This window comes from Rhodovulum marinum, from assembly GCF_004343075.1.
GTDB lineage: Bacteria > Pseudomonadota > Alphaproteobacteria > Rhodobacterales > Rhodobacteraceae > Rhodovulum > Rhodovulum marinum.
Genome location: NZ_SLXP01000001.1, coordinates 319,241 through 343,233, shown reverse-complemented (window position 1 = coordinate 343,233; position 23,993 = coordinate 319,241). Strand labels below are relative to the sequence as shown.

The 23,993-nt window shown below is 69.4% G+C and carries 20 protein-coding genes; 6 read left to right on the top strand and 14 right to left on the bottom strand.

Annotation, left to right across the window (positions count from 1 at the left end):
* A complete protein-coding gene (locus tag EV662_RS01760; protein WP_132460401.1) occupies positions 1-294 on the top strand; it encodes a c-type cytochrome in 294 nt (97 codons plus the stop codon).
* Positions 295-306: 12 nt separating this feature from the next.
* Here EV662_RS01760 and EV662_RS01755 read toward each other — a convergent pair whose 3' ends face one another.
* The 3 genes from EV662_RS01755 to EV662_RS01745 form a co-directional block, all read right to left on the bottom strand.
* Entirely contained in the window at positions 307-2,052 is a 1,746-nt protein-coding gene (locus EV662_RS01755; RefSeq protein ID WP_132460400.1) for a sugar phosphorylase, read from the bottom strand.
* A gap of 129 nt (positions 2,053-2,181) precedes the next feature.
* Positions 2,182-3,381 carry a glycerate kinase type-2 family protein gene (locus tag EV662_RS01750; RefSeq protein ID WP_132460677.1) on the bottom strand — a complete coding sequence of 400 codons (1,200 nt, stop codon included), beginning with the start codon at positions 3,379-3,381 and terminating at the stop codon, positions 2,182-2,184.
* A 145-nt stretch (positions 3,382-3,526) separates the two neighbouring features.
* Positions 3,527-3,970, bottom strand: a complete 444-nt coding sequence (locus EV662_RS01745; protein WP_132460399.1) for an RrF2 family transcriptional regulator — start codon at positions 3,968-3,970, stop codon at positions 3,527-3,529.
* A gap of 140 nt (positions 3,971-4,110) precedes the next feature.
* Here EV662_RS01745 and cydD point away from each other — a divergent pair, with 140 nt between their 5' ends.
* The 5 genes from cydD to cydX all read left to right on the top strand — a co-directional run bounded on the left by cydD (position 4,111) and on the right by cydX (position 10,504).
* Entirely contained in the window at positions 4,111-5,814 is a 1,704-nt protein-coding gene (gene cydD, locus EV662_RS01740; protein WP_243695736.1) for a thiol reductant ABC exporter subunit CydD, read from the top strand.
* Positions 5,811-7,472 (top strand): amino acid ABC transporter ATP-binding/permease protein, encoded by a 1,662-nt coding sequence (locus EV662_RS01735; RefSeq protein WP_243695735.1) that lies wholly within the window; start codon positions 5,811-5,813, stop codon positions 7,470-7,472. The genes cydD and EV662_RS01735 overlap by 4 nt, the downstream gene beginning before the upstream one ends.
* A 135-nt stretch (positions 7,473-7,607) precedes the next feature.
* Positions 7,608-9,209: a cytochrome ubiquinol oxidase subunit I gene (locus tag EV662_RS01730; protein WP_132460398.1), complete on the top strand. Its 1,602-nt coding sequence runs from the start codon at positions 7,608-7,610 to the stop codon at positions 9,207-9,209.
* Between the two features lie 5 nt (positions 9,210-9,214).
* Positions 9,215-10,366, top strand: coding sequence for a cytochrome d ubiquinol oxidase subunit II (gene cydB, locus EV662_RS01725; RefSeq protein ID WP_132460397.1), 1,152 nt, complete (start codon positions 9,215-9,217; stop codon positions 10,364-10,366).
* A 15-nt stretch (positions 10,367-10,381) separates the two neighbouring features.
* Complete coding sequence (gene cydX / locus EV662_RS01720) at positions 10,382-10,504, top strand: cytochrome bd-I oxidase subunit CydX (protein WP_132460396.1); 123 nt, start codon at positions 10,382-10,384, stop codon at positions 10,502-10,504.
* A gap of 83 nt (positions 10,505-10,587) precedes the next feature.
* Here the strand turns inward: cydX and EV662_RS01715 are convergent, their stop codons facing one another.
* From EV662_RS01715 to EV662_RS01665, 11 genes are all read right to left on the bottom strand, one after another.
* Positions 10,588-11,280 (bottom strand): ABC transporter ATP-binding protein, encoded by a 693-nt coding sequence (locus EV662_RS01715; RefSeq protein WP_132460395.1) that lies wholly within the window; start codon positions 11,278-11,280, stop codon positions 10,588-10,590.
* Complete coding sequence (locus tag EV662_RS01710; protein WP_132460394.1) at positions 11,277-12,032, bottom strand: ABC transporter ATP-binding protein; 756 nt, start codon at positions 12,030-12,032, stop codon at positions 11,277-11,279. The genes EV662_RS01715 and EV662_RS01710 overlap by 4 nt, the downstream gene beginning before the upstream one ends.
* Positions 12,025-13,008, bottom strand: a complete 984-nt coding sequence (locus EV662_RS01705) for a branched-chain amino acid ABC transporter permease (protein WP_132460393.1) — start codon at positions 13,006-13,008, stop codon at positions 12,025-12,027. Before EV662_RS01705 ends, EV662_RS01710 begins: the two co-directional genes overlap by 8 nt.
* A gap of 1 nt (position 13,009) precedes the next feature.
* Entirely contained in the window at positions 13,010-13,918 is a 909-nt protein-coding gene (locus tag EV662_RS01700) for a branched-chain amino acid ABC transporter permease (RefSeq protein WP_425056988.1), read from the bottom strand.
* Between the two features lie 58 nt (positions 13,919-13,976).
* Positions 13,977-15,116, bottom strand: coding sequence for an ABC transporter substrate-binding protein (locus EV662_RS01695; protein ID WP_132460391.1), 1,140 nt, complete (start codon positions 15,114-15,116; stop codon positions 13,977-13,979).
* Positions 15,117-15,230: 114 nt separating this feature from the next.
* Positions 15,231-16,607, bottom strand: coding sequence for a hypothetical protein (locus EV662_RS01690; protein WP_132460390.1), 1,377 nt, complete (start codon positions 16,605-16,607; stop codon positions 15,231-15,233).
* Positions 16,604-17,299 carry an FkbM family methyltransferase gene (locus EV662_RS01685; protein WP_243695753.1) on the bottom strand — a complete coding sequence of 232 codons (696 nt, stop codon included), beginning with the start codon at positions 17,297-17,299 and terminating at the stop codon, positions 16,604-16,606. Before EV662_RS01685 ends, EV662_RS01690 begins: the two co-directional genes overlap by 4 nt.
* Complete coding sequence (locus EV662_RS01680) at positions 17,292-18,860, bottom strand: class I SAM-dependent methyltransferase (RefSeq protein WP_132460388.1); 1,569 nt, start codon at positions 18,858-18,860, stop codon at positions 17,292-17,294. The genes EV662_RS01685 and EV662_RS01680 overlap by 8 nt, the downstream gene beginning before the upstream one ends.
* A gap of 81 nt (positions 18,861-18,941) precedes the next feature.
* Entirely contained in the window at positions 18,942-21,191 is a 2,250-nt protein-coding gene (locus tag EV662_RS01675; RefSeq protein WP_132460387.1) for a glycosyltransferase family 2 protein, read from the bottom strand.
* Between the two features lie 192 nt (positions 21,192-21,383).
* Positions 21,384-22,445: a glycosyltransferase family 2 protein gene (locus EV662_RS01670; RefSeq protein ID WP_132460386.1), complete on the bottom strand. Its 1,062-nt coding sequence runs from the start codon at positions 22,443-22,445 to the stop codon at positions 21,384-21,386.
* A 51-nt stretch (positions 22,446-22,496) separates the two neighbouring features.
* Positions 22,497-23,939 carry a cobyric acid synthase gene (locus EV662_RS01665; protein ID WP_132460674.1) on the bottom strand — a complete coding sequence of 481 codons (1,443 nt, stop codon included), beginning with the start codon at positions 23,937-23,939 and terminating at the stop codon, positions 22,497-22,499.
* Between the last annotated feature and the right edge of the window lie 54 nt (positions 23,940-23,993).

The following is a 23,993-nucleotide window of genomic DNA, read 5'->3' as shown; positions in this document are numbered from 1 at the left end:
ATGCCGCCTATCCTGCCCCGCCTTGCCGCCTGCCTGGCCGTTCTGACCGTGTCCGCCGCCCATGCCGAGACCCCGCCGCCGGTGATCGCCGGAAAGGCGCTGTTCGAGGAGAACTGCATCACCTGCCACGGCCCGACCGCCAGCCATGGCCGCAGCGGCGATATCCGGGGCAGCGATTATTACCGCGTGCGCAACGCCACCGGCGGCATCGAGCGGATGCCCGAGATCGACGTCACCGATGACGAGATCCGGGCCATCGTGGCCTATCTGGCGCATCTGAAAACGGCGCAGTGACGCCGCCCGCCGCTAGCCCCGGTTGGTGATCCAGCGGCACTGGTAGGGGGCGAAGGGGATATCGGTGCCGGTGGGCGAGATCGTCTCGCCGGTCAGCAGGTCGACCCAGTTCTCGCCGCCGATCAGGTTGATCGACATGGGCGAGACCGACAGGTCCTCGGCACTGACATTGTGCAGGGCAAAGATCGACTGGTCGCGGTCCAGGCTTTGCCGCCACAGGCCGAACAGCCGGTGGTCCAGATGCAGGGTGAACTGCGTGGCATTGGGGTGAAAGGCGGGCTGGCGGCAGCGGATCGCGATGCGCCGCTTCATCTGGCGCAGCACCTGCGCCTGCGGGCTGGCGGGATCGTCCAGCAGCGCCAGAAGGTGCGGGTAATCCCAGCGGTGGCGGTTGATCGCGCGCTTGACCCCGGTCTTTTCCACGCCCGCATGGTCGTTGGGCGTGGCGAGCAGCGCGTGGATATAGAAGGCCGGCACCCCTTCCAGCGCCATCACCATGGTCTGCGAACACAGGAACCGGTCGACCTGGTGGTCGTCCTCGCCCTCGAACGTGCCCTTCATCGCGTCGAACCAGGTGATGTTCAGTTCATAGGGCGCCTCGCCGCCGCCGTTCAGCGTGCGCATCGAGACCTCGCCGCCAAAGGCGCGGACGGTGGCGATGATCTCGCCGATCTCCTCCTCGGGCAAAAGCCCCTCGACCGGGCGCATCCCAATCCCGTCATGCGACGCGGTGAAGTTCAGGTAGGCACAGCCCAGTTGCGCGGGCGGCATCGTGGTCTGCCAGCGGTGCAGGTGTTGCGCCGTCCCCGACATCAGCGCGTGCAGGATCAAGGGCGGCAGCGAGAAGTTGTAGACCGCGTGCGCCTCGTTCCGGTTGCCGAAATAGGACAGGTTCTCGACATTGGGCACGTTGGTTTCGGTCAACAGGATGATCGGTTCGACCGCGAAATCGCACAGCACGCGCATCAGCTGCACGATGGCGTGGGTCTGGGGCATGTGGATCGACGGCGTGCCGGGTTCCTTCCACAGGAAGGCCACCGCATCCAGCCGCACGATGCGGATGCCGTTTTCGACATGCAGCCGCATGATGCGCAGGAATTCCAGCAGAACCTCGGGGTTGCGGAAATCCAGGTCCACCTGGTCGTGGCTGAAGGTGCACCAGACATGGCGGGTGCCATGCGCGGTCTCGACCTCGCGCAACAGCGGGCTGGTGCGCGGGCGGACCACGGGCGACAGGTCGTCATCGGGCGAGGCCTCGAAGAAGAACCGGTCATAGGGTTCGTGGCCCTGCAGGTAGGCGTTGAACCAGGGCGACTGGCTGGAGACGTGGTTCAGCACGAGATCGGACATCACCGTGAACTCGGCCGCGATGCGGCGGATATCGGCCCAGTCGCCCAGGTTGCCGTTGACCGCGCGGTAATCCGTGACCGCAAAGCCGTCATCCGAGGTGAACGGGAAGAACGGCAGGATATGCACCGAACTGACCGTGCCCTTGAGGTGGCGGTTCAGGAAATCGTTCAGCAGATCCAGCGGCTTGTGCTGGCCGTCCACGATGCTGTTGCCATAGGTGATGACCATGGCGTCATGCGGCGACCACAGCCGGTTCGATGGCGTGCGCGCGCGGCGGCGGGGGTGGGTGCCCTCGGGCCAGAACGCCTGGATGATCTGTCCGACCAGGTGATCGCGGTCGAGATCGGGATAGACGCGGCCGACCAGATCGGCCAGCTTCATGCGCAGGTTCTGCGAGGGTTCGCTCATTCGTTTCGGGCCCGGTGTTTCGGGCGAGAGTTGCGCGGCGCGCGCGCCGGTGCAAGGCGATGGCGCGCGGAAGGCCCCGCTGCGGGCGCGGTTGCACAGGATTTGGGCAGTGACGGTGCCGCGCCGGGGTCAATCCGCCGGCTGGACAAGGATTGCGCGGAAATCGTTGACGTTGGTCAGGGTGGGGCCGGGCACCACCTGGTCGCCCAGCGCGGCAAAGAACCCGTGTGCGTCGTTGATGGCCAGCGCCGCGGCCGCGTCGCGCCCGGCGGCGCGGGCGCGCGCCAGCGTGCCGGGGCCGATCACCGCGCCCGCGACCTCGGCCGCGCCGTCGACCCCGTCGGTGTCGCAGGCGATGGCGTGGATGCCGGGCGCGCCCTTCAGCGCCGCGGCCAGGGCAAGGGCGTATTCGGCGTTCGGCCCGCCCACGCCGTCGCCCCGCCGCGTGACCGTGCACTCGCCCCCCGACAGCAGCACCAGCGGCGCCGCGCCCGGGGCCATGGCGGCCTGCCGGGTCCGCGCCAGCGCGGCATGTTCGGCGGCCAGGTCGCGCGCCTCGCCCTCCAGTGCGTCGCCCAGCAGTTCCACCCGGCAGCCGGCGGCGCGGGCGATCTCGGCGGCGGCCTCAAGCGACTGGGACGGCGCGGCGATCACCCGGTTCTCGACGCGCGCCAGCCGCGGGTCTTCAGGGCGCAGAACGCCGGTGTCCCCCGCCAGAACCGCGGCGACCGAGGCGGGCGGGACGATCTGCCAGCGGTCCAGGATCGCGCGGGCCTCACTCGGCGTGCTGGCATCGCCCACCGTGGGCCCCGAGGCGATGGCGGCCGGGTCGTCGCCCGGCACATCGGAAATCATCAGCGCCAGCATCCGCGCGGGATAGGCCGCGGCGGCCAACTGGCCGCCCTTGACCCGGCTCAGATGCTTGCGCAGGCGGTTCATCTGCCCGATCGGCGCGCCCGAGGCCAAGAGATCGGCGTTGACCTTCTGTTTCTCGGCCAGCGTGATGTCGCCCGCGGGCCGGATCAACAGCGCCGATCCCCCGCCCGACATCAGCGCCAGCACGAAATCGTCCTCGCCCAGCCCGTCCAGCAGCGCCAGCATCCGGTCGGTCGCGGCCACGCCCGCGGCGTCGGGCACCGGGTGGGCGGCCTCGACGATCTCGATGCCCTGCGTGGGCCGGGCATAGCCATAGCGCGTGATGACCAGCCCTTCGCACGGGCCCCAGGCCGATTCCACCGCCTCGGCCATCCGCGCCGACGCCTTGCCCGCGCCGATCACCACAACGCGGCCGTCCGGTTTCGGCGGCAGCGCGGCGGGCACCGCGCGCATCGGGTCGGCGGCGGCGACGGCCACCGCGAACAGATGGCGCAGGAAGTCCTGCGGGGCCTGGCCGGGCGAAGGAACGGGGTCGGTCACGGGGCACGGGCTTTCGCTGGGGCGTTTTCCCGGTTCTAGCGGCGCGGCGCGGCGTTGCCTAGCCGGGCTCGGTCAGCAAGAGCGCCTTTTGCAGGTCCTGGTTGCCGGCGACCAGGTCGGCCAGGGTGATGCCGTCGAGCGTCTTGTAAAAGGCGTCGATGGCGCTGTGCAGCGCGCCTTTCAGGCGGCAGCAGCAGGTGATCGGGCAGGTGTTCGTCTGGGGATCGAAACATTCGGCAAAGGGCACGCCGGATTCGAGATGGCGGAACACCTCGCCCACGGTGATGTCCTCGGGCGCGCGTTTCAGTGTCAGCCCGCCATTGCGCCCGCGCGTGGTCTGCACCAGCCCGTGATGGGCCAGCGTGTTGATGACCTGCGCCATGTGGTTTTCCGAGGTGTTGCAGGCGCTGGCGATATCGGATTTCCGCACCGTGCGCCCGCCGTTGACGGCACAATACATCAACGCGCGCATCGCGATATTGGTGCGTGTCGTCAACCTCATCGGCGGTTCTCTTTGCCAACCGTCGCGGATAATGATTTATCTCACATACGGGTTCTCCCGAGCATAGAGCCTGTTAAAGATCAGGCAAGCCCTTTGCGTTTCGGCGCGGGGCAGGTGGGAAACGACGAGCGGGGCAGGGTTTGAGCCGGAAACGCGCGAAGAAGGACGATCCCGCGGGCAAGCGGCTTGCCCAGATGACCGCCCCGGTGATGAGCAGGCTGGAACGCGCGGGCGCGCTGGCCACGGGGGCGTCGCTGTTGTGGCTGGTCCAGGCGGGCGCGGTGTCGCTGGCGATCGGTCACATGCTGGAACCCGAACGCGTGGGCGGCCATGTCGCGATCTACGCGCTGATCTTCGTGATCGTCGGGCTGGGCCGCGCGCTGCTGGACGACCGGGCGGGCGCGATGGCGTTCCGCGCGGCCGACACGGTGCTGGCGCTGGAACGGGCCAGGCTGGTGACGCGCGAATCGCGCCGCGCCACCGATGACGCCGCGCGCCCGCCTGCCGCCCGCACCGCCACGCTCGCCGCCGAGAAGATGGCGGCGATGACGCCGTTCCTGACCCGCTATTATATCGCCCGGCGCCGCGCCTATATCGTGCCGCTGGTGATCCTGGCCGTGTCGTTCTGGTTCTCCTGGGCCGTGGGGCTGGTGCTGCTGGTGGCGGGGCCGTTGATCCCGGTCTTCATGGCGCTGGTCGGCATCGCCGCCAAGCAGGCCAGCGAACGCCAGATGGAAGAGCTGTCGAACATGAACGTGCTGCTGCTGGAGCGGCTGACGGCGCTGGTCGATATCCGGCTGCTCGACGCGTCCGAGCGCACGGTGGCGGGGTTCCGCGATGCCGCCGACCGGCTGCGCCGCCGCACGATGGAGGTTCTGCGCATCGCCTTCCTGTCCTCCACCGTGCTGGAGCTGTTCGCGGCGATCGGGGTGGCGATGGTCGCGGTCTTCGTGGGTTTTTCGTTGCTGGGCGAGATCACCTTCGGCGCCTGGGCCACGCCCTTGACGGTGGCCGAAGGGGTGTTCCTGCTGCTGCTGGCGCCGGATTATTTCCAGCCGCTGCGCGACCTGGCCTCGGCCTGGCACGACAAGGCGGACGCCAGCGCGGTAGCCCGCGAACTGGCCGAGATCGAGGCCAAGGGCGAAAGTTCGTTCCTGGGGGTGGGGGCCTCGGCGAAACCGATCGACACGGCCGATACCCTGATGGTGCGGGGGCTGGCCTATCAACCGCCGGGCGGGCGGCTGATCCGGTTTCCCGATTTCGACCTCGCCCCCGGCGAGACGCTGGCGATCACCGGGCCCAGCGGCATCGGCAAATCCTCGCTTCTGCGGCTGATCGCGGGGATGGCGGTGCCGACCGAGGGCGAGATACGGCTGGGCGAGACGGTGCTGGCCCCCGAGAACGCCGATGCCTGGCGGGCCCGCCTTGGCTGGCTGCCACAGCAGCCGCGGTTCGTGTCGGGCAGCCTGAAAAGGAACCTGACGCTGGCGGTGCGGCCGGGGCACTCGCTGCCGCTGGACGCGGCGCTGGAACTGGCGGCGGCCGACCGGGTGGTGGCGACCCTGCCGCGCGGGCTGAACACCCAGCTGGGCGAGTTCGGCATGGGCGTGTCGGGCGGCGAGGCGCGGCGCCTGATCGTGGCGCGCGCGGCGCACGCCCATCCCGACCTGCTGCTGGCCGACGAACCCACGGCCGACCTGGACGAGGAAACCGCGGGCCTGGTGACCGAGGGTCTTCTGGGGCTGGTGGCGGGCGGCGCGGCGCTGATCGTGGCGACCCATGACCCGGTGCTGGCGGCGCGGATGGACCGCCAGATCGCGATGCAGGCAGAGGCGGCGGCATGAACAACATCCTGCATATCCTGCGGCTGATCTGGCGGGCGCAGCGCGCCTCGCTGATCCGGGGCACGGCGCTGGCGGTGGCGGTGGTGGCCATGGGTGTCGCGCTTCTGGGCCTGTCGGGGTGGTTCATCACCGCGGCGGGCGCGGCGGGGCTTGCGGGGATCGGCATTGCCTTCAACGTGTTCCAGCCCTCGGCGGCGGTGCGGTTCCTGGCGCTGGGCCGGACCGCGGCGCGCTATGGCGAGCGGCTCCTGACCCATGACGCCACGCTGAAAAGCCTGACCGACATCCGCGTGGGCCTGCTGCGCGGGGTGCTGGACCTGCCGTTCCGGCGGCTGTCGCAACTGCGCGGCGCCGAGACGATGAACCGGCTGGTCGCCGATGTCGACGCGCTGGACGGCATCGCGCTGCGACTGTTCATCCCGGCGGTGTCGGCGGCGGTGGTCTACCTGGGCAGTTTCCTGATGCTGTGGTGGCTGACCGACCTGGTGCTGGCGGCCTGGATCGTGATGAGCTTCGCGCTGGGCACGGGGCTGGTGCTGATCTGGACGGGGCGGCATGCGCTGGCCCCCTCGCGCAGGTCGGAAAAGGCGTTGCAGGCCTTCCGTATCCGGCTGATCGATCTGCTGCGGGCGCGCGACGATCTGGTGGTCTATGGCCGCCTGCCCGACCAGACCGGGGCGGTGGGCGCCGCCGAGGCGCGCCTGCGTGAGAACCTGGACGCGGTCGACCGGCTGGAGCGGCGGGCGGGCCTGCTGCTGGCGCTGACCACCACGTTTTCGGCCGGCGTGGCGCTGTGGCTGGGCGGTGCGCTGGTCGAGCGGGGCGCCATCGGCCCCGCGCAGGCGGCGCTGGGCTTTTTCGCCGCGCTGGCGCTGGCCGAGACGGTGCAGCCGCTGCGCCGGGGGCTGGCCGACCTGGGCCGGATGCTGGACGCCGCGCGCCGGGTGCGCCGGCTGATGCCCGAGAACGGCGCCGCGCCGGTGCCGGCGGCGCCCGCCGCCCCCGCGCCGGACGAGGCCGCCGCGGCGCTGGAGATGACCGCGATCAGCTATCGTCACCCCGGGGCCGAACGCCCGGTGATCGCCGATTTCGGCCTGAGCGTGGCACCGGGCGAAAGCGTGGCGCTGGTCGGCGCGTCGGGCCGGGGCAAAAGCACCGTGCTGGCGCTGGCCGCGGGGCTGATCGCGCCCGACCGGGGCGAGATCCACATCGCCGGCCGCCCGGTGTCCGACCTGTCCGAAAGCCAGCTTCGGGCCGAGATGACCTATCTGCCCCAGCGCAGCATGCTGCTGGGCCAAAGCTTTTACGACATGCTGGCGCTGGCACGCCCGGGCCTGGACGAACGCGAGGCGCTGGAGGTGCTGGAGGCGGTGGCGCTGTCCAGCACGGTGGCGGGGCGCGGCGGGCTGCATGCGCCGTTGTCGGAAAACGGCGCGGGGCTGTCGGGCGGCGAACAGCGGCGGCTGGCGCTGGCCCGCGCGCTGTTGCGCAAACCGCGCCTTGTGCTGCTGGACGAACCGACCGAGGGGCTGGACCGGCCCACGGCGATCCGCGTTCTGGGCGGAATCCGCGAAATCCTGCCGCGCGCCACGATCCTGACCGCGTCGCACCGCAAGGCGGAACGCGACTGGGCGGACCGCCTGATTCGCATGACCTGAAGATGCATCTCCGGCATCGGATATTGATATAGGTCAAGGTCCGCACACAAAGGTATACCTAGAACGAATCTAAAGATGCGCAGGTCGTGCATTTTTGGGATTCGTACGGGTAACGGCCAAAGGAGGCCCGCCAAAATGGAACTCGACATTGTCGAGCTGTCCCGGCTCCAGTTCGCCATGACAGCGATGTATCACTTCCTCTTCGTGCCGCTGACGCTTGGTCTTTCGATCATCGTCGCGATCATGGAGACGGTCTATGTGATGACCAACCGCCCGGTGTGGCGGCAAATGACCAAATTCTGGGCCACGCTGTTCGGAATCAACTTCGTCCTTGGGGTGGCCACCGGCATCACCATGGAATTCCAGTTCGGCATGAACTGGAGCTATTACAGCCACTATGTCGGCGACATCTTCGGCGCGCCGCTGGCCATCGAGGGGCTTATGGCCTTCTTCCTCGAGGCGACATTCGTGGGGCTGATGTTCTTTGGCTGGGACAAGATGTCGAAGGTCGCCCACGCGGTCGTCACCTGGCTGGTGGCGATCGGGTCGAACTTCTCGGCCCTTTGGATCCTGATCGCGAACGGCTGGATGCAGAACCCGGTGGGCGCGGAATTCAACCCGCTGTCGATGCGGATGGAGATGACGTCGTTCTTCGACGTGATGTTCAACCACGTCGCCCAGGCCAAGTTCGTGCACACGGTGTCGGCGGGCTACGTGACCGCGTCGGTCTTCGTCCTCGGCGTGTCGGCCTGGTACCTGCTGAAGGGCCGGCACGAGGCGCTGGCGAAACGGTCCATCGCGGTGGCGGCAAGTTTCGGCCTGGCCGCGTCGCTGTCGGTGGTGATCCTGGGCGACGAGTCCGGCTATTCGGCCACGCATACCCAGAAGATGAAGCTGGCCGCGATCGAGGGCATGTGGGAAACCGAAGAGGCGCCCGCGCATTTCAACCTGGTCGGCGTGCCCGACATGGAAGCGCGCGAGACGAAATTCGCGGTCCAGGTGCCGGTCGTGATGGGCCTTCTGGGCACCCGGTCGCTGACCGAGGAGATGCCGGGGATCAATGACCTGGTCATCGAATCCGAGGAACGCATCCGCGACGGCCTGATCGCCTATGACGCGCTGATGGACATCCGCGCGGCCAAGGGCGAGGCCACCCCCGAGATGGTCGCCCGGTTCGAGGAGCACAGCGCCGACCTGGGCTTTGCCTTCCTGCTGAAACGCTATGTCGAGGATCCGCGCACCGCGACGGACGAACAGATCGCCATGGCCGCCGAGGACACCGTCCCGGGTGTGCCGCAACTGTTCTGGGCGTTCCGCATCATGGTGGGGCTGGGCTTTGCCTTCATCGCGGTGATGGTGTTCTTCTTCATCCGGGCCAACTTCTACGGGATGCGGTTCCCGCGCTGGTCGCTGTGGCTGGCGGTCGCCGCCATCCCGACGCCCTGGATCGCCGCCGAGATGGGCTGGTTCGTGGCCGAGTTCGGCCGCCAGCCCTGGACGGTGGACGGCGTGCTGCCCACCGCGCTGTCGGTCAGCAACCTGAGCGTGACGCAGGTCGCGCTGACGCTGGCGGGCTTCGTTGCCTTCTACTCGACGCTGTTCGTGATCGAGATGGGGCTGATGCTGAAATACATCCGCAAGGGGCCGTTCATGGACGTGCCCGAGACCGATGCCTGGAACCGGCGGCATGAAGACCGCCTGTCGGGCCGCGGCGTTGCGCAACAACCGGCGGAGTGAACGCTATGATCCTTCATGAACTCATGGATTTCGAAATCCTGCGGGTGATCTGGTGGCTGCTGCTGGGCGTGCTGCTGATCGGGTTCGCGCTGACCGACGGGTTCGACCTTGGGGTGGGGGCGCTCTTGCCCTTCGTCGCCAAGACCGACGTGGAACGGCGCGTGGCGATCAACACGGTGGGTCCCGTGTGGGAAGGCAACCAGGTGTGGTTCATCCTGGGCGGCGGCGCGATCTTCGCCGCCTGGCCGCCGCTTTACGCGGTCAGCTTCTCGGGGTTCTACCTTGCGATGTTCCTGATCCTCGCCGCGCTGATCCTGCGGCCGGTGGGGTTCAAGTACCGCTCCAAGCGGGACAGCGAAACCTGGCGCACGGCCTGGGACTGGGCGCTGTTCATCGGCGGGTTCGTCCCCGCGCTGGTCTTCGGCGTGGCGGTCGGCAACGTGCTGCAGGGCGTGCCGTTCTACCTGACCGAAGACCTGATGCCGATGTACGAGGGATCGTTCTTCGGGCTGCTGAACCCCTATGCGCTGCTGGCCGGGATCGTGTCGCTGTCGATGCTGGTGATGCACGGGGCGGCGTGGCTGGTGCTCAAGACCGAGGGGCTGGTCGCCGACCGCGCCCGCACCTTCGGCGGCTGGGCGGCGCTGGCCACGATGGCGACCTTCGCGCTGGCCGGTCTGTGGCTGGCCGCCGGGATCGACGGCTATGCCTTCGTGGGCGAGGTCGCGACCGATGGCCCCTCGAACCCGCTGATGAGCGAGGTCGAGAAGGGCGGGTCGTGGATGGCGGCTTATGCCGCACGGCCCTGGATCGTCATCGCGCCCGCGCTGGGCTTTGCCGGGGCCGCGCTGGCCTGGCTGGGCTTCACCGCGCGCAAGGAGGGCTGGACGATGATCGCGTCGAAACTGTCGATCACCGGCATCATCTCGACCGTGGGGTTGACGATGTTCCCGTTCATCCTGCCCTCCAGCATCGACCCGAACTCGTCGCTGACGGTCTGGGACAGCTCGTCCTCGCACCTGACGCTGTTCGTGATGCTGGTCTCGGCGGTGATCTTCGTGCCGCTGATCCTGGCCTACACCGCCTGGGTCTACAAGGTGCTGTGGGGCAAAGTGACCGCCGACGACGTGCTGGAAAACAGCGACTCGGTCTACTGAGAAAGGAGCCGAAAGATGTGGTATTTCGCCTGGATGCTGGGCCTTCCGCTCGCCGCGCTCTTTGCGGTGGTGAACGCGATGTGGCTTGAGCTGCACGAGGACGCGGCGCTGGAAGAGGGCGGCACGCCCAAGCGCTGAACCGGTTCGACCGGGCGGGGCATCCGTGGTCCCCGCCCGCGTTTCTGGCCCGTGCGCGGTGACGCGCGCGGGCCTTTTTCGCGTCAGACGCCCAGGTAACGGTCGGCCAGGTCTTGGGTCATGTCGGCCATCGGCCCCGCCCAGGCGGTGCGGCCCTTTTCCAGGATCACCGCCCGGTCGGCCACGCGGGCCAGTTCCTTCAGCGACTTGTCCACCACCAGGATCGACAGCCCGGTTTCGGATTTCAGCGCGCGGATCGCGTCCCAGATTTCGCCCCGGATCAAGGGCGCCAGCCCCTCGGTCGCCTCGTCCAGGATCAACAGCCGCGGGTTGGTCATCAGCGCCCGCCCGATCACCAGCATCTGCTGTTCCCCCCCCGAAAGCGAGCCTGCATCCTGCCCGGCGCGTTCGGCCAGCCGCGGGAACAGCGCATGCACGCGGGCCAGGTCCCACGCCCCGGGGCGGGCGGCGGCGATCAGGTTTTCCGTCACGGTCAGGCCGCGAAAGGCACGCCGTCCCTCGGGCACCAGGCCCAGGCCCAGCCGCGCGGCACGGTGGGCGGGCATTCCGTCCAGCGTTTGGCCGGCAAAGCGGATGGCGCCCGCGCGATGCGGGATCAGCCGGGTCAGCGCGCGAATGGTGGTGGTCTTGCCCATCCCGTTCCGGCCCATCAGCGCCACGACCTCGCCCTCGGCCATGTCCAGATCGACACCGAACAGCGCCTGCGAATGGCCGTAAAAGGCGGTGACGCCGCGCATTTCCAACAGCGGCGTCATTCCAGCATTTCCTCGCCCAGGTAGGCGCGCTGAACCTCGGCGTCGGCGCGGATCTCGGCCACCGTGCCGGACGCGATCACCCGGCCCGAGACCAGCACGCTGACCCGGTCGGCCAGCGCGAACACGGCGTCCATGTCATGTTCCACCAGCAGGATCGGCGCCTCGTGGCGCAGATCGTCCAGAAGGGCGGTCATCTCGCGCGCGCCGTCCGGGCCCATCCCCGCCATCGGTTCGTCCAGGACAAAGGCGCGGGGGCACAGCGCCAGCGCCATCGCCAGTTCCAGCCGCCGCCGCTCGCCATGGGCCAGGTCGCCCGCTTGCACCGCGCGCCGGTCCGACAGGCCGACGCGGGCGATATGCGCCTCGGCCGCCTCGCAAAGGTCGGCCTGGCCCAGCGCCGGGCGGAAAAAGCGAAAGCTTTGCCCCCGCGCGCCCTGCACCGCGAGGACCACGTTCTGCAGCACCGTCAGCTCGCCCGCGACCGCCGACACCTGAAAGCTGCGGGCCAGCCCGGCGCGGGCACGGGCGACTACATCCGTGCCCGTCACGTCGCGCCCCGACAGGAAGACCTGCCCCGCATCGGGCGTCAGCGTGCCCGCGATCAGCCCGATCAGCGTCGATTTCCCCGCCCCGTTCGGCCCGATCAGCGCGTGGATCTCGCCGGGGCGCAGGGTCAGCGAAACGCCATCCGTGGCCTTCAGCGCGCCGAAGGACAATTGCAGGTTTCGAACATCCAGCACCGGCTCAGTCATGGGCGACCTCGCGGCCCGCCAGCGTGCCGATCAGGCCCCCACGTGCGAAAAGGACAATTCCCAGAAGCGCAAGGCCAAGGAAAAGCTTCCAGTAGTCGCTGACGCCGCCCAACAGATGTTCGAGAAGGATAAAAAGCGCCGCCCCCGCGACCGGCCCGAACAGCCGCGCCACGCCGCCCAGGATCACGAAAACCATGATTTCGCCCGAGGTCTGCCAACTCAGCATCGCGGGGCTGACGAAACGGTTGAGATCGGCAAACAGCGCCCCTGCCAGCCCGGTGATCGCGCCCGAGATCACGAAGGCGGTCAGTTTCACCGAATAGGGCCGGATGCCCAGCGCCGCACTTCGGGCCGGGTTCTGCCGTGCCCCCGACAGGGCAAGGCCGAAGCACGAGCGGGCGAGCATGCGCGAAAACAGCAGAGCGGCCATCAGCACGCCATAGGCCAGCGCGCAGAACTGGATCGGGTCCAGCGTGTTCAGGCCGGGAAAGCCGTTGCGCACATAGATGGAAATGCCGTCCTCGCCGCCATAGGCGGGCCAGGAGATGGCGAAATAATACAGCATCTGCCCGAAGGCGAGCGTGATCATGATGAAATAGACGCCGCTGGTCCGCAAACTCAGCGCCCCGATGGCCAGCGCCGCCAGCCCCCCCGCCAGCGTCGCCGCCAGCCAGATCACCGGCATGGATTTCGTCCCCGGCAACTCGACGGGCCAGGTCATCAGCGGCTCATAGGCCTGCACCGGGGCGGCCAGCACCGCCATCGCATAGCCGCCGATCCCGAAAAACGCCGCGTGCCCCAGCGAGACCATGCCCCCCAGCCCCAGCGCGATGTTCAGCCCCACGCCCGCCAGCGCCAGGATCGCAACCTTGGTCGCCAGCGTCACGATGAACGGCTCGTCCAGCGCATGGGCCGCCAGCGGCACCGCCAGCAGCGCCAGCGCGACGACCCAGTTCAGAACCCCCTCGCGCCCCATCTCAGGCCCGCCCGTACAGGCCGCCGGGGCGCACCACCAGCACGCCGGCCATCAGGATGTAGATCAGCATCGAGGCCAGCGCCGCCCCGACCGAGGTCGCGGCCGAGGTTTCCATGAAGGTGGAAAACAGGATCGGCAGCAGGAACCGGCCCAGCGTGTCGGTCAGCCCGACCAGGATCGCGCCCACCAAGGCCCCCTTGATCGACCCGATGCCGCCGATCACGATCACCACGAAGGCCAGGATCAGCACGGGTTCGCCCATCCCCACCTGCACCGATTGCAGCGCGCCCACCAGCGCGCCCGCCAGCCCCGCCAACGCCGCGCCAAGGGCGAAAACGATGGTGTAAAGCTTTGATATATCGACGCCCAGCGCCGCGATCATCTCGCGGTCGGCCTCTCCGGCGCGGATGCGGATACCCAGCCGCGTGCGCCCGATCAGCCAGAACAGCGCCCCCGCGATGGCCAGCCCGATCCCGATCAGCACCAGCCGATACAGCGGATAGTCGATGCCGCCGGGCAGGGTGACGGGTCCCGCCAGCGCGTCGGGAATGTCCAGATACAGCGGGAACGACCCGAACAGCCAGCGCGTGCCTTCGGAAAACACCAGGATCAGCGCGAAGGTCGCCAGCACCTGGTCCAGGTGGTCGCGCGCGTAAAGCCGCCGGATCACGGTCAGTTCGACCAGCGCCCCCGCGGCGGCCGCCGCCGCCAGGCTGGCGGCCAGTCCCAGCCAGAAACTGCCCGTCGCCCCGGCGACCGCGGCGCAGGCAAAGGCGCCCACCATGAACAGCGATCCATGCGCGAGGTTGATCAGTCCCATCACCCCGAAGACCAGCGTCAGACCGGCGGCCATCAGGAACAGCATGACGCCGTATTGCAGGCCGTTCAGGGCCTGCTCGATCAAGAGCATCACGGACAAGGGACAGGTCCTCGCAGGGGCGGGCGCGCGAAACGCCCGCCCGCGCCGGTTACATCTTGCACGCGTCCTCGTAGGCGTGGCTGCGATCCTCGATCGCGGTGCCCACGATGCGGTTGGTCAGGATGTCGCCATCACGGACCACCTCGCGCACGTAAAGGTCTTGCACCGGGTGCTGCGAGGGGCTGAAGGCGAAATCGCCGCGGACGGAATCGAAATCGGCCGCGCGCAGCGCCGCGCGGAAGGCGTCGGCATCCTTGACGTCGGCCTTGGCCATCGCCGACAAGAGCAGGTTCGCCGTGTCATAGCCATAGGACGCATAGACCGAGGGCAGCCGGCCGTATTCCGCGGCGAAGCCCTCGACGAAGGCGGTGTTGGCGGCGTTGTCCAGATCGGGCGACCAGTTCGCGCCGTTCAGAACGCCCAGCGCGGCGTCGCCCATCGCCTGGATGATCGTCTGTTCAAAGCTGAACGCCGGGCCGATCAGCGGCAGGCCGACGCCGGAATCGGCGTATTGCTTGACGAAGGAAATCCCCATCCCGCCCGGCAGGAAGATGAACACCCCATCGGCGCCAGATGCGCGGATCTGTGCGATTTCACCGGCGTAATCGGTCTGGCCCAGCTGGGTATAGACCTCGCCCACGACCTCGCCCTCGTAGAACCGCTTGAAGCCCGCCAGCGAATCCTGCCCCGCGGGGTAGTTCGGCGCCATGATGAACGCCCTGGTGATGCCCGCCTTGGCGGCATAGGCGCCCGCGGCCTCGTGCAGGTTGTCGTTCTGGTAGCTGACCGAGAAATAGTTCGGGTTGCAGCCCTTGCCGGCCAGTTGCGACGGCGCGGCGTTCGTGGACAGGTAGAACTTGCCCTGCGCGGTGGCGGCGGGGACCACGGCCATGGCGAGGTTCGACCACACGATGCCGGTCAGAACGTCCACCTTGTCCGACTGGATCATCTTGTCGGCCAGTTGCACCGCCACGTCGGGCTTGCGCTGGTCGTCCTCGATCACGACTTCCAGGTCGGGATTGCCCGCCTGTTTCACCGCCAGCATGAACCCGTCGCGGGTGTCGATGCCCAGGCTTGCGCCGCCGCCCGACAGCGTGGTGATCATCCCGACCTTCAGCGGCTCGGCCCCGGCCACCCCGGCCATGGCCAGCGCGGCGACGGCGGCCAGCAGCTTGGATTTCGCGTTCATCTTCCTCTCCCCTGTGTTCTTGCCTCGCGCACCCCGGGCACGCTTGGGTCGGCGGCATGCTATGCCGTGGCGCCCAAGCGCTGCAAGCGGCGATTCCGGGGCCATCGCGCCTGGTCAACCCTTGGGCGAAAGGCGCCCTTCGATATGCGCCCTGAGGCGGTGAAACGCCGTGTCGTCGCCCTGGGCCAGTGCGATATCGCAGACCCGCAGCGCCAGGCCGGGATGGCCCCGTTCCAGCGCAAGGTTCGCCAGTTCGCGCAGGTAACGCGGGAAGGTCCGGCGCCGTCGCAGCAGGCGATACAGCATCGCGCCCTCCAGCCGCCCCTCGATCGCGGCGGTGGCGATGTCCTGCAGGATGCCCATCTGCTGCAGCGACGAGCCCAGCCGGTGCCCCATCAGCGGGCAGCGCCACTTGTGCACGTTGGGCCCCGTGAACCGCTCGGCATGGGCGGCGTCCAGCGCCACGTAAGGATCGTAAAGGATATGCACGGCGGCGGCGGTCCGGCTGGCAAGGGCCGCATCGCCATAGGGGCCGGAAAAGTCGCGCTCCCACGCCTTGCGATAGCGGGTTTCCCAGGGCGTCACGGCCCGGTCCAGCGTCGATTGCGGGCTGATGGCAAAGACCGTGGCGCCCGGCGCGGCGGCGGAAAAGGCCGCCGCGCCATAGCCGCCCATCGACGCGCCGTAAAAGATCACGCGGGAAAACCGGGCGAAGAACCCGCTTGCCGCCAGCCGGTCGAACTCGGCCGAAACGGCGCCGTCGCGGAACCAGGTCCAGCCGCCCGCCATCACCCCCAGCATCGACCAGCCGTTCTTCTCGATGAAGCCAAAGCCCCAGGGGCGGCGGGTTTCGCGCTTGGTCAGCGCGATGTCGAGATTGTCGAAGGTCACCACCAGCGTGTCGCCGCGCGGGATGAACAGAAAGGAATGCTGCCCGCAATCGGTGAAAAACCCGCCCGGCCCGGCAAGGCCCCTGGCGATGTCCGCCCATTCGGCGGCGGGGGTGGCGGCCGGTTCCACGGCCATCACGACGCGGCCCGGGGCGTCGCGGGTGGCGGGGCTCAGCGTGGTGCAGTTGCCGTAGCGGGCCAGGAACGGATAACTGCCCGACCCCTTCTTCACGTCGAGGACAAGCCGGCTATCGGCGTGCAGCGCCTGGTCGAGGAAGGGGCCGAGGGCGGCAATCCGGTGGCGCGCGCCGAACCCGTCAAGCGTGGCGATCACGTCATAGCGGCGGGGCGGCGGCGCGCTGTCGATATCGTCGGGCGGAACGCCCAGGGCTTGCAGGCGGGCGCGATAGGCCGCGAGGTCCGGGGCGGGCAGGGCCGCCCGCGCCCCCTGCCGGTCCAGCCCGACGACCGAGATCGTGCAGCCATAGCGGCGGTTCAACGCGGCGGCGAGATCGGGAGCCGAGGCGTTGATATCGGCGAAATGGCCCACCTCGTCCAGATGCAGCGCGGCGATCACCGTTTCGGTCTCGCTGCCGGTCACGTGAACCCGGCCTGCCGCAACTGCCCCGCGGGGATGCGGCGGAACAGGACCGAGCCGCCGCAACTGGCCTGCTGGTCATAGGCAAAGCCCGCCGCCGACAGCGCGTCGAAACACAGCTTGATCCCGATGCGGCGGATCTTGCGGGTGTGGATTTCCAGGAAGATCTTGTCGATGCCGGTCAGGTCAAGGTCGCGGAACAGGTCGCGCTCGCCCCCCTCGATATCGACGATGAGCGTGTTGGCGCGAAAGGCGCGGATCAGCCCCGAGAGCGGCAGCGCGGGCACCTCGACCACCCGCACGTAAGGCGTGTCGCCGTCCAGCGACGAGGACCAGAACGGGTCGCGCACGTAAAAGGGCAGGGTGCCCGGCTGGCCGGTGTCGTTCAGCGCGACGGCGTTCTTGACCTCGACGCCCTCGATCCCGTTTTCCGCATGCACCCGGGCGATAAAGGCGCAGAGCGTCGGGTCGGCCTCGACGCACAGGATATCGCGCACGCCAAGGGCCGTGGCGATATAGCTGGAGATGAAGCCCAGCCCCGCGCCCAGTTCGATCACCCGGTCGCCGGGTTCGATGAACTTGGGCGTGGCGCGGACCTCGTCCTTTTCATAGCGGCCCTTGCGGATCGCCTCGGCGATCTTCGGCGTCACGATGGCCGGGTCGTTCGGGATGCGCACGCCCGCGATTTCAAGCATGTCGGACAAGGCGGTCCTCCTGGCCGACCAGAACGGTGGCGTGTTTCGGCCCCTTGGCCAGAATCTCGGTCGCGCCCATCCGCTTCAGCGCGGGGATGCCGCCCGACCCCTTGCGGATGTCCAGGACCACCGCCCCGCCCGCCGCCAGCACGTCGCGGAACAGGCTTTCATAGGTCGAGACCGGGTAGTGATAGCCGCAGGACAGCAGGCTGATGACCGCGTCGGGCGTGGCGATCCCCGACAGGTCGTCGCGGCGCGGGTTCAGCGTGGTGATCCGGTCGGACGGCACGCCGTTCGTTTCCAGGAAGGCCCGCGCGCGGGACAGGCTGGTATAGCCCGCGCCCGTATCCGCCATGCCGAAATGGCGGCTGTCGCTGTCCTCGATATCGATCAGCACGATGTCACAGCCATAGCGGCGGTGCAGGATCAGGTCGGCGAAGGCGTAGCCGCAGCCGATATCGGCAAGACGCTGCGGCGGGGCGGCGTCCAGCGCGCCGACGACCCCCGCGCAGGCGGCGCGCGCGGCCTCGAACACGTCGGCCAGCACGCGGTCGCGATGGGCGCGGGCATGGGCCATCAGCGGCGCGTCGTCGCCCGCCATCCAGGCGCGGATTTCCGCGCCCACATCCGCGGTTTCGGACCGCTGCAACAGCATGTTGGCCACGTCCGCATCCTCAAAGACCGAGAAATCGGGCGCGGGGCCGGGATCGAGCGTCGCCTTTGGCGGCGGCGGCATCAGGTGGGCGGTGGGCGCCGGGTCGATCCGGTGGCGTTTCAACAGGTGATCCACCAGGCTGCCCTCGGGCGGGGTGCCGCCCATCCGCCCCGCGATATTGCGGAACCGCCGGCCCCAGAAATGGATCGACAGCGTGTCCGGGGTCAGCATCGCCTCGGCCTCGGCCCGGCGGTTGGGGCGCAGGGTGATGCCCGCGCGGGCGAAGGGCACGGGATACAGGACGCGCCCCGGAAAGGCATGGTCGATCTCGCCGGTTTCGCGCAGGAAATGGCTCAGCGCCTCTGGCCCGAACACGCCCCAGGGCATGAGCGAGACATGCAGCGGGTCACCGGCGGCCTTGCGGGCCTCCAGCTCCGCGCGCTTCTCGGCGCTCAGCCAGGGCGGCACCGGGTAGGGGTCGGCGGTGAACGCCAGCATCGCCGCCAGCGTCGCGCTGTCGCGCGGCAGGCCCAGCACGCCGTTGTTCACCAGGGGCCGCGCATCCGAGATCCAGCCATGGAAATGGCCGGTCTCGGGCTGGTCCCAGGGCCGCAGGCAATAGGCATCGGTATCGGCCCAGACCATCCCGGTGTCGCGGATCATCCGCAGCCGGAAGATATCGGCGTGATAGGCCGGGCTGCCGGTTTTCGCGTGGCGCAGGATCCGCTCGCCCGGCAGGATCGCCTCGGCCCGTTCGAACCGGACGCCCGCGGGCAGGTTCTCGATCGGGTCATAGCCAAAGACCGTCACCTCGTGCCCGTGCTCGACGAAAGAGGCCAGGCAAAGCTGTTCCATCCAGCTGAGCGCCGGACCGATCCAAAGCGTTCCAATGCGGGCCAGGGCCATCCGGGCTGTCTTTTGTCGTTCACCTGCTCGTTGCCGAAAACGCTAGCACGGGGGGCCGGACCGGTCCAGCGCGGCCACCGCTCAGTGCCGGGTCTCGCGCGGCGGATCGACGGTAAAGAAGAACCCTTCGTCAGGCTCGGCGCGCACCACCGCGTCGGGGATGCATTCGGGGCCTGCAAGGAACACGTTCGCCCCGAAATGGCCCAGCATCCGCGACAGCCGCTCCATCCGCCAGCCGGTCAATTCGCCGTAGAACGCGGCGTAATCGGGCCGCGCCTTCAGCTCGGCGATCTTGGCGCGATGCGCGGCGACGCAGGCGGCATGCGCCGCGGCGATGTCCGGGTCGGCCATCAGGCGCGCGCGCTCGGCCTCCATCGCCGGGATCATCCGCCGGATCGAACGGTCCTCCTCGGCGTTGTGGTTCATGCGGAACCAGTAGGCAAGGCCCTGGTCGCGGTCGACATGGTTCACCCGCCCCCGGTCGCGCTTCACAAGAAAGCTTTCGGCCGAGCGCACCGCGTAATGGTTCAGCTGCACCAGGTCATAGCCCACCGTCTCCGCGGTCGACCGCCACGCATTGCGGTAATCCGTGCGCGGCAGCGGCCGGCCCGACCCGTTGACCCAGGCGATATGGTCCCAAAGCTGCGGTTTCAGCCCCTTGGGCCGGTGCACGCCCAGCTTCTTGAACAGACCGACATTGCGGAACAGCGTCTTGAACCCCCAGGCCTGGTGCGGCTTGCGCGTCATCTCGGGGGCGCAGCGGTCGAACTGGGCGATCACGGGCGCATCCTCGAAACCGTGGATGTCGGCATTGCCGAACAGCCGCCAGGTCAGCGAGATCATGTTGGCCGCGCCCACCGCCTCGAACAGCGCCCTCAGCGTGCCGTCGCCCGCCTTGACGTTGATGTATTCGTCGACATCCATGCAGATCAGCCAGTCGGCGGCCTGGATCAGGGGTTCGTCCTCGGCGGCCTGCAACGCGGCATGCTGGGGCTTCAGCCCCGAGGCCCGGTAGGGGTTGTCGCGGTGCTGCACCAGCCCCCTGTCCTGCAACAGGTCCAGCAGGGCATCGGTGCCATCGCTGCAATCGTTGGTATAGACGAGGAAATCCGCGACCCCGATCGCCCGGTGATAGGCCAGCCAGTCGATGATGAACGGCCCCTCGTTCTTCATCGTGGTCACGATGGCGGTGCGGGTGGCGGCGGGGTCGACCCGGGGCGGCGCGATCTCGGGCATCCGCACCGGGGGCCTGCCGCCCAGCCGCTCGGCCAGCGCCAGCATCCGCGGTTCCTCGACCAGGCTGGTCTTGGGCACGATGCGCGACACCGGGTGGCCCCGGTGGCGCAGCCCCATGCAGCGGAAGAACAGCGCGACATCCTCGTGCCGGGGCGCGGCCCCCGCGATCCGCACCATCCGCCAGGTCGTCTCGGGGCCGGCCTTGGCCGGCGCCACGCACCAGCGGCGCGACACGCGGGGGCGGTCGAACTGCACGCACAGGTGATCTGCAAAGGCGGGCGCATCCGGGTCGCGCGGACGCCAGGGAAAGACATGCCGCCCCAACAGCAGCAGCGCGCCCGAGGGCGCGGCCGCGGCCCGGTCGAACATGTTCGCGCCCTCGGCCGGGGCCAGCAGGTCGCACAGGTCCAGATTGGCCACTGCCCGCGCCTCGTCCAGAAAGGCCCGGCGCAGCCATTCGTAAAGCTGCAATTCGCCCAGCGGCGCGGTCCAGGGATCGGGCGAGGGCAGGTCCATCCGGTCCTTGCCCGGCGATTCCGAGGCGTTGAACGGGTGGCTTTCGGGCGGCAGGTCCGCGCGGCCCAGCGGCGCGTCCAGGTCGACGACAACAAGGCGTTGCAGCCCGCCGATGTCGCGGCACAGCGCCTCCAGCGCGGTGGCGAAGGCCGCGTCGCCCCCCGGCGCCCGGTCGATGATCAGCGCACCCTCCGCCCCGTGCGCCCCGGCGTGATGGCGCAGCCATTCGGCAGCCTGTTCCGCGCTTTCGCCGTTGCGCAACGCGACCAGCGCGTTCAGCCCGGCGAACAGGCCGGTTTCGGCCCGGCGCGGCGCGATCTCGGCCTCGGACCCGTCCACCGTCAAGGTGACCACTTCCGGCGTGCTGACGGTAACGACCAGCCCGCCCCCGATGGACCGCACCTCGCGGATCGCCGTCCCCCCGGCCGGCCCCACCGCCTCGGGCGGCGTGCCCGCGGCGAAGACGATCCAGGCGTCGTCCTGCGCGGCGACCGCGTCCAGAACAAGCCGCGCCCCGATCCGTCTGGTGCAGGTTGTCCGGCGTAAGAACCGGCCGGGGTCGCGGGAACTTGCAGCCATCGTCTCAGGCCCCCCGCATGCCAAGCGGCGCCCGGTGGTCGCGCGTTCTTTTTCTTGGGACAAATACTCCGGGGGGGCTGCCATTGGCGCGCCATCGGTCCGAGCGGCAATGGCGGCGGGGCAGCGCCCCCCGGCCGGTCGCCCCGGCGTTAGCCGGGGCGAAACCGGACCGTGTCTGCGTGCCCCGCCCCGTCATTGCCCCGCCCCGATCCGGGCACGGTGATACAACGCGATCGCCTGCTGCCGCACGGCGGCGGGCAGGGCGCGGCTGCCCCCCGCCAGCAAAAGCCGCGTGTAAAGCGCGTGCTCTTCCGGGTCCGTCACGATCCGCAGGAACGCCGCCCGGTGCCAGTCGACCGCCGCCGCGTGCAACTCGGCCACGCCCGGAACCGCGCGCAGCCGCGCCAGCGCCCCGGCCGTCGTGGGCGCCATCGCGGCGATGCTCCGGTCCTCGACGCTGTTGAAATTGCGCTCCACCCAATAGGCCAGGTCGATCGCCTTGCCCGCCCGGTTCGGCAACCCGCGGGCGCGCTTGACCATGAAGCTTTCGGCCGATTTCACCGCGTAATGGTTGATCTCGGCCAGCGCCCGCGCGCCCTCGTGCCCGATCAGCGACAGCCGCGTGTCGGTCCCCGCGATGGCCGCGGGCAGGGCCGCGCCCGACCCGTCGACCCAGCGCGGCACGCCCGCCTTGGCGGGCGGCTTCTGCCGGGGCCGGTGGACGCCCAGCCGGTTGAACGGCCCCGCGGCGCGGAACAGCGTCTTGAAGAAACTCGCCGAGACCGGATAGCCGCACTCGGGCGGCATGGCGGCGGTGAACTGTTCGGTGACGGGGCGGTCCTCATGGGAAAACACGCCGTTATCCCCGAAGAACCGCCATTGCAGGGCGATGGCATCCGTCCCCTCGGGCAGCGCGGCGATCAGGTCGGCGAAGCCGTGGCCGGGCAGGTGGATGTTCACGAACTCGTCCAGGTCGATGCCCAGCACCCAGTCGGCGGCCTTCCTCAGCGGGTGTTTCCACGCGGCTTTCAGCGCTTGCCACTGGATGCTTTCGCCCTCGGGCGCGCTGTGCGCCACATGGGTCAGGATGCCTGCGGCCGCCAGCGCGTCCAGCATCGCGTCGGTGCCGTCCTCGCAGTCGTTGGAATAGACCAGGATGTCGGTCGCGCCCGCGCCGATGTGATGGGCCAGCCATTCCAGCAGGAACGGCCCCTCGTTACGGGCGGTCGTGACGATCAGGAGGCGCTGGTTCACCGCTCGGGCCCCTTCTTGGTTGTCCCATGCAGGGGCGTTCCGCGCCCGCTGTCAAGGGAGGGGCGCGGCGGCGGCGAAAAGCGCGTCCAGATCCATGTGGGTTTCCAGGTGCCCGGCCAGCCCGTCCAGCGCCGCCTCGACCGCCGCGCCATAGGATTGCGCGCCGGGGGCAAGCCCGAGGCCCGACAGAAACGCGCGGCGGAACGCGTCGCCGGTGAACAGCCCGTGCAGGTAGGTGCCCGCGATGCGGCCATCGGGCGAAACCGCACCCTCGGGGCGGCCCGCGACATGGGCAAACGGGCGGGCGCGGTCGGGGCCCTCGGTGCGGCCGATATGGATTTCATAGCCCCGCAGCGGCGCGCCGGTCGCGGCATGGGTCGCGCTGACGCGGGTCAGGGTCTTGTCGGCGGCCATACGGGTTTCCAGCTCCAGCAGGCCCAGCCCCTCGGTCTCGCCGGGCGGGCCTTCCAGCCCTTCCGGGTCGGCGATGCGCCGGCCCAGCATCTGGTAACCGCCGCACACCCCCAGCACCCGGCCCCCGCGCCGGACATGGGCGTAAAGGTCGACATCCCAGCCCTGCGCCCGCAGAAAGGCCAGGTCGCCCCGGGTCGACTTGGTGCCGGGCAGGATCACCAGGTCGGCATCGCCCGGCAGTGGCTGGCCGGGCGGGACCATGGTCAGGCGGATCGCGGGTTCCAGCTTCAGCGGGTCGAGATCGTCGAAATTGGCGATCCGCGACAGCATCGGGCAGGCGATGTGGAACGCCCCCCCGCCCGAGGGCGCGCCCAGGTCGACCGCGTCCTCGGCGGGCAGGCGGTGGGCGAGGTCGAACCACGGCACCACGCCGAAGCCGGGCCAGCCGGTGGCCCGTTCGATCGCGGCATAGCCGTCGTCGAAGAGCCGCGGGTCGCCGCGGAACTTGTTGATCGCGAATCCGCGGATCGTCGCGGCATCCTCCGCGTCCAGCACCGCCTGCGTGCCGACGATCTGGGCGATCACGCCGCCCCGGTCGATATCGCCGACCAGCACGACGGGCACGCCGGCGGCGCGCGCAAAGCCCATGTTGGCGATGTCGCCCCGGCGCAGGTTGATCTCGGCGGGGCTGCCCGCGCCCTCGACCAGCACCAGGTCGGCGCCGCGGGCCAGCCGCTGGAAACTTTCCAGCACCGGGGCCATCAACTGCGCCCGCTCGCCGGTGAAATCGGAGGCCCGCCAGGCCCCCCGCGCCCGGCCCTGCACGACGATCTGCGCGCCGGTGTCGCTTTCGGGCTTGATGAGAACGGGGTTCATGTCGGTGACCGGGTCAAGCCCCGCGGCCAGCGCCTGCAACGCCTGGGCGCGGCCGATCTCGCCCCCGTCGGCGGTGACGGCGGCGTTGTTCGACATGTTCTGCGGCTTGAAGGGCGCGACCGACAGCCCGCGCGCGCGCGCGGCACGGCAGAGCCCCGCGACCAGCATCGACTTGCCCACGTTGGACCCCGTGCCCTGGATCATCAGCGCGCGGGTCACGGGCGCGCGCCCCTTCTGGCCGTCGGCCGGGCGGCGGGG

What these genes read in the sequence shown, in the direction of transcription:
- EV662_RS01715 (WP_132460395.1), bottom strand. Translation starts at nt 11,280, where the DNA reads ATGACGCCGCTGTTGGAAATGCGCGGCGTCACCGCCTTTTACGGCCAT.
- cydB (WP_132460397.1), top strand. Translation starts at nt 9,215, where the DNA reads ATGATCCTTCATGAACTCATGGATTTCGAAATCCTGCGGGTGATCTGG.
- EV662_RS01755 (WP_132460400.1), bottom strand. Translation starts at nt 2,052, where the DNA reads ATGAGCGAACCCTCGCAGAACCTGCGCATGAAGCTGGCCGATCTGGTC.
- EV662_RS01750 (WP_132460677.1), bottom strand. Translation starts at nt 3,381, where the DNA reads ATGCGCGCGGTGCCCGCCGCGCTGCCGCCGAAACCGGACGGCCGCGTT.
- EV662_RS01665 (WP_132460674.1), bottom strand. Translation starts at nt 23,939, where the DNA reads ATGATCCAGGGCACGGGGTCCAACGTGGGCAAGTCGATGCTGGTCGCG.
- EV662_RS01745 (WP_132460399.1), bottom strand. Translation starts at nt 3,970, where the DNA reads ATGAGGTTGACGACACGCACCAATATCGCGATGCGCGCGTTGATGTAT.
- EV662_RS01705 (WP_132460393.1), bottom strand. Translation starts at nt 13,008, where the DNA reads ATGGGGCGCGAGGGGGTTCTGAACTGGGTCGTCGCGCTGGCGCTGCTG.
- EV662_RS01675 (WP_132460387.1), bottom strand. Translation starts at nt 21,191, where the DNA reads ATGGCTGCAAGTTCCCGCGACCCCGGCCGGTTCTTACGCCGGACAACC.
- EV662_RS01735 (WP_243695735.1), top strand. Translation starts at nt 5,811, where the DNA reads ATGAACAACATCCTGCATATCCTGCGGCTGATCTGGCGGGCGCAGCGC.
- cydX (WP_132460396.1), top strand. Translation starts at nt 10,382, where the DNA reads ATGTGGTATTTCGCCTGGATGCTGGGCCTTCCGCTCGCCGCGCTCTTT.
- EV662_RS01685 (WP_243695753.1), bottom strand. Translation starts at nt 17,299, where the DNA reads ATGCTTGAAATCGCGGGCGTGCGCATCCCGAACGACCCGGCCATCGTG.
- EV662_RS01760 (WP_132460401.1), top strand. Translation starts at nt 1, where the DNA reads ATGCCGCCTATCCTGCCCCGCCTTGCCGCCTGCCTGGCCGTTCTGACC.
- EV662_RS01730 (WP_132460398.1), top strand. Translation starts at nt 7,608, where the DNA reads ATGGAACTCGACATTGTCGAGCTGTCCCGGCTCCAGTTCGCCATGACA.
- EV662_RS01695 (WP_132460391.1), bottom strand. Translation starts at nt 15,116, where the DNA reads ATGAACGCGAAATCCAAGCTGCTGGCCGCCGTCGCCGCGCTGGCCATG.
- EV662_RS01700 (WP_425056988.1), bottom strand. Translation starts at nt 13,918, where the DNA reads ATGCTCTTGATCGAGCAGGCCCTGAACGGCCTGCAATACGGCGTCATG.
- EV662_RS01710 (WP_132460394.1), bottom strand. Translation starts at nt 12,032, where the DNA reads ATGACTGAGCCGGTGCTGGATGTTCGAAACCTGCAATTGTCCTTCGGC.
- EV662_RS01680 (WP_132460388.1), bottom strand. Translation starts at nt 18,860, where the DNA reads ATGGCCCTGGCCCGCATTGGAACGCTTTGGATCGGTCCGGCGCTCAGC.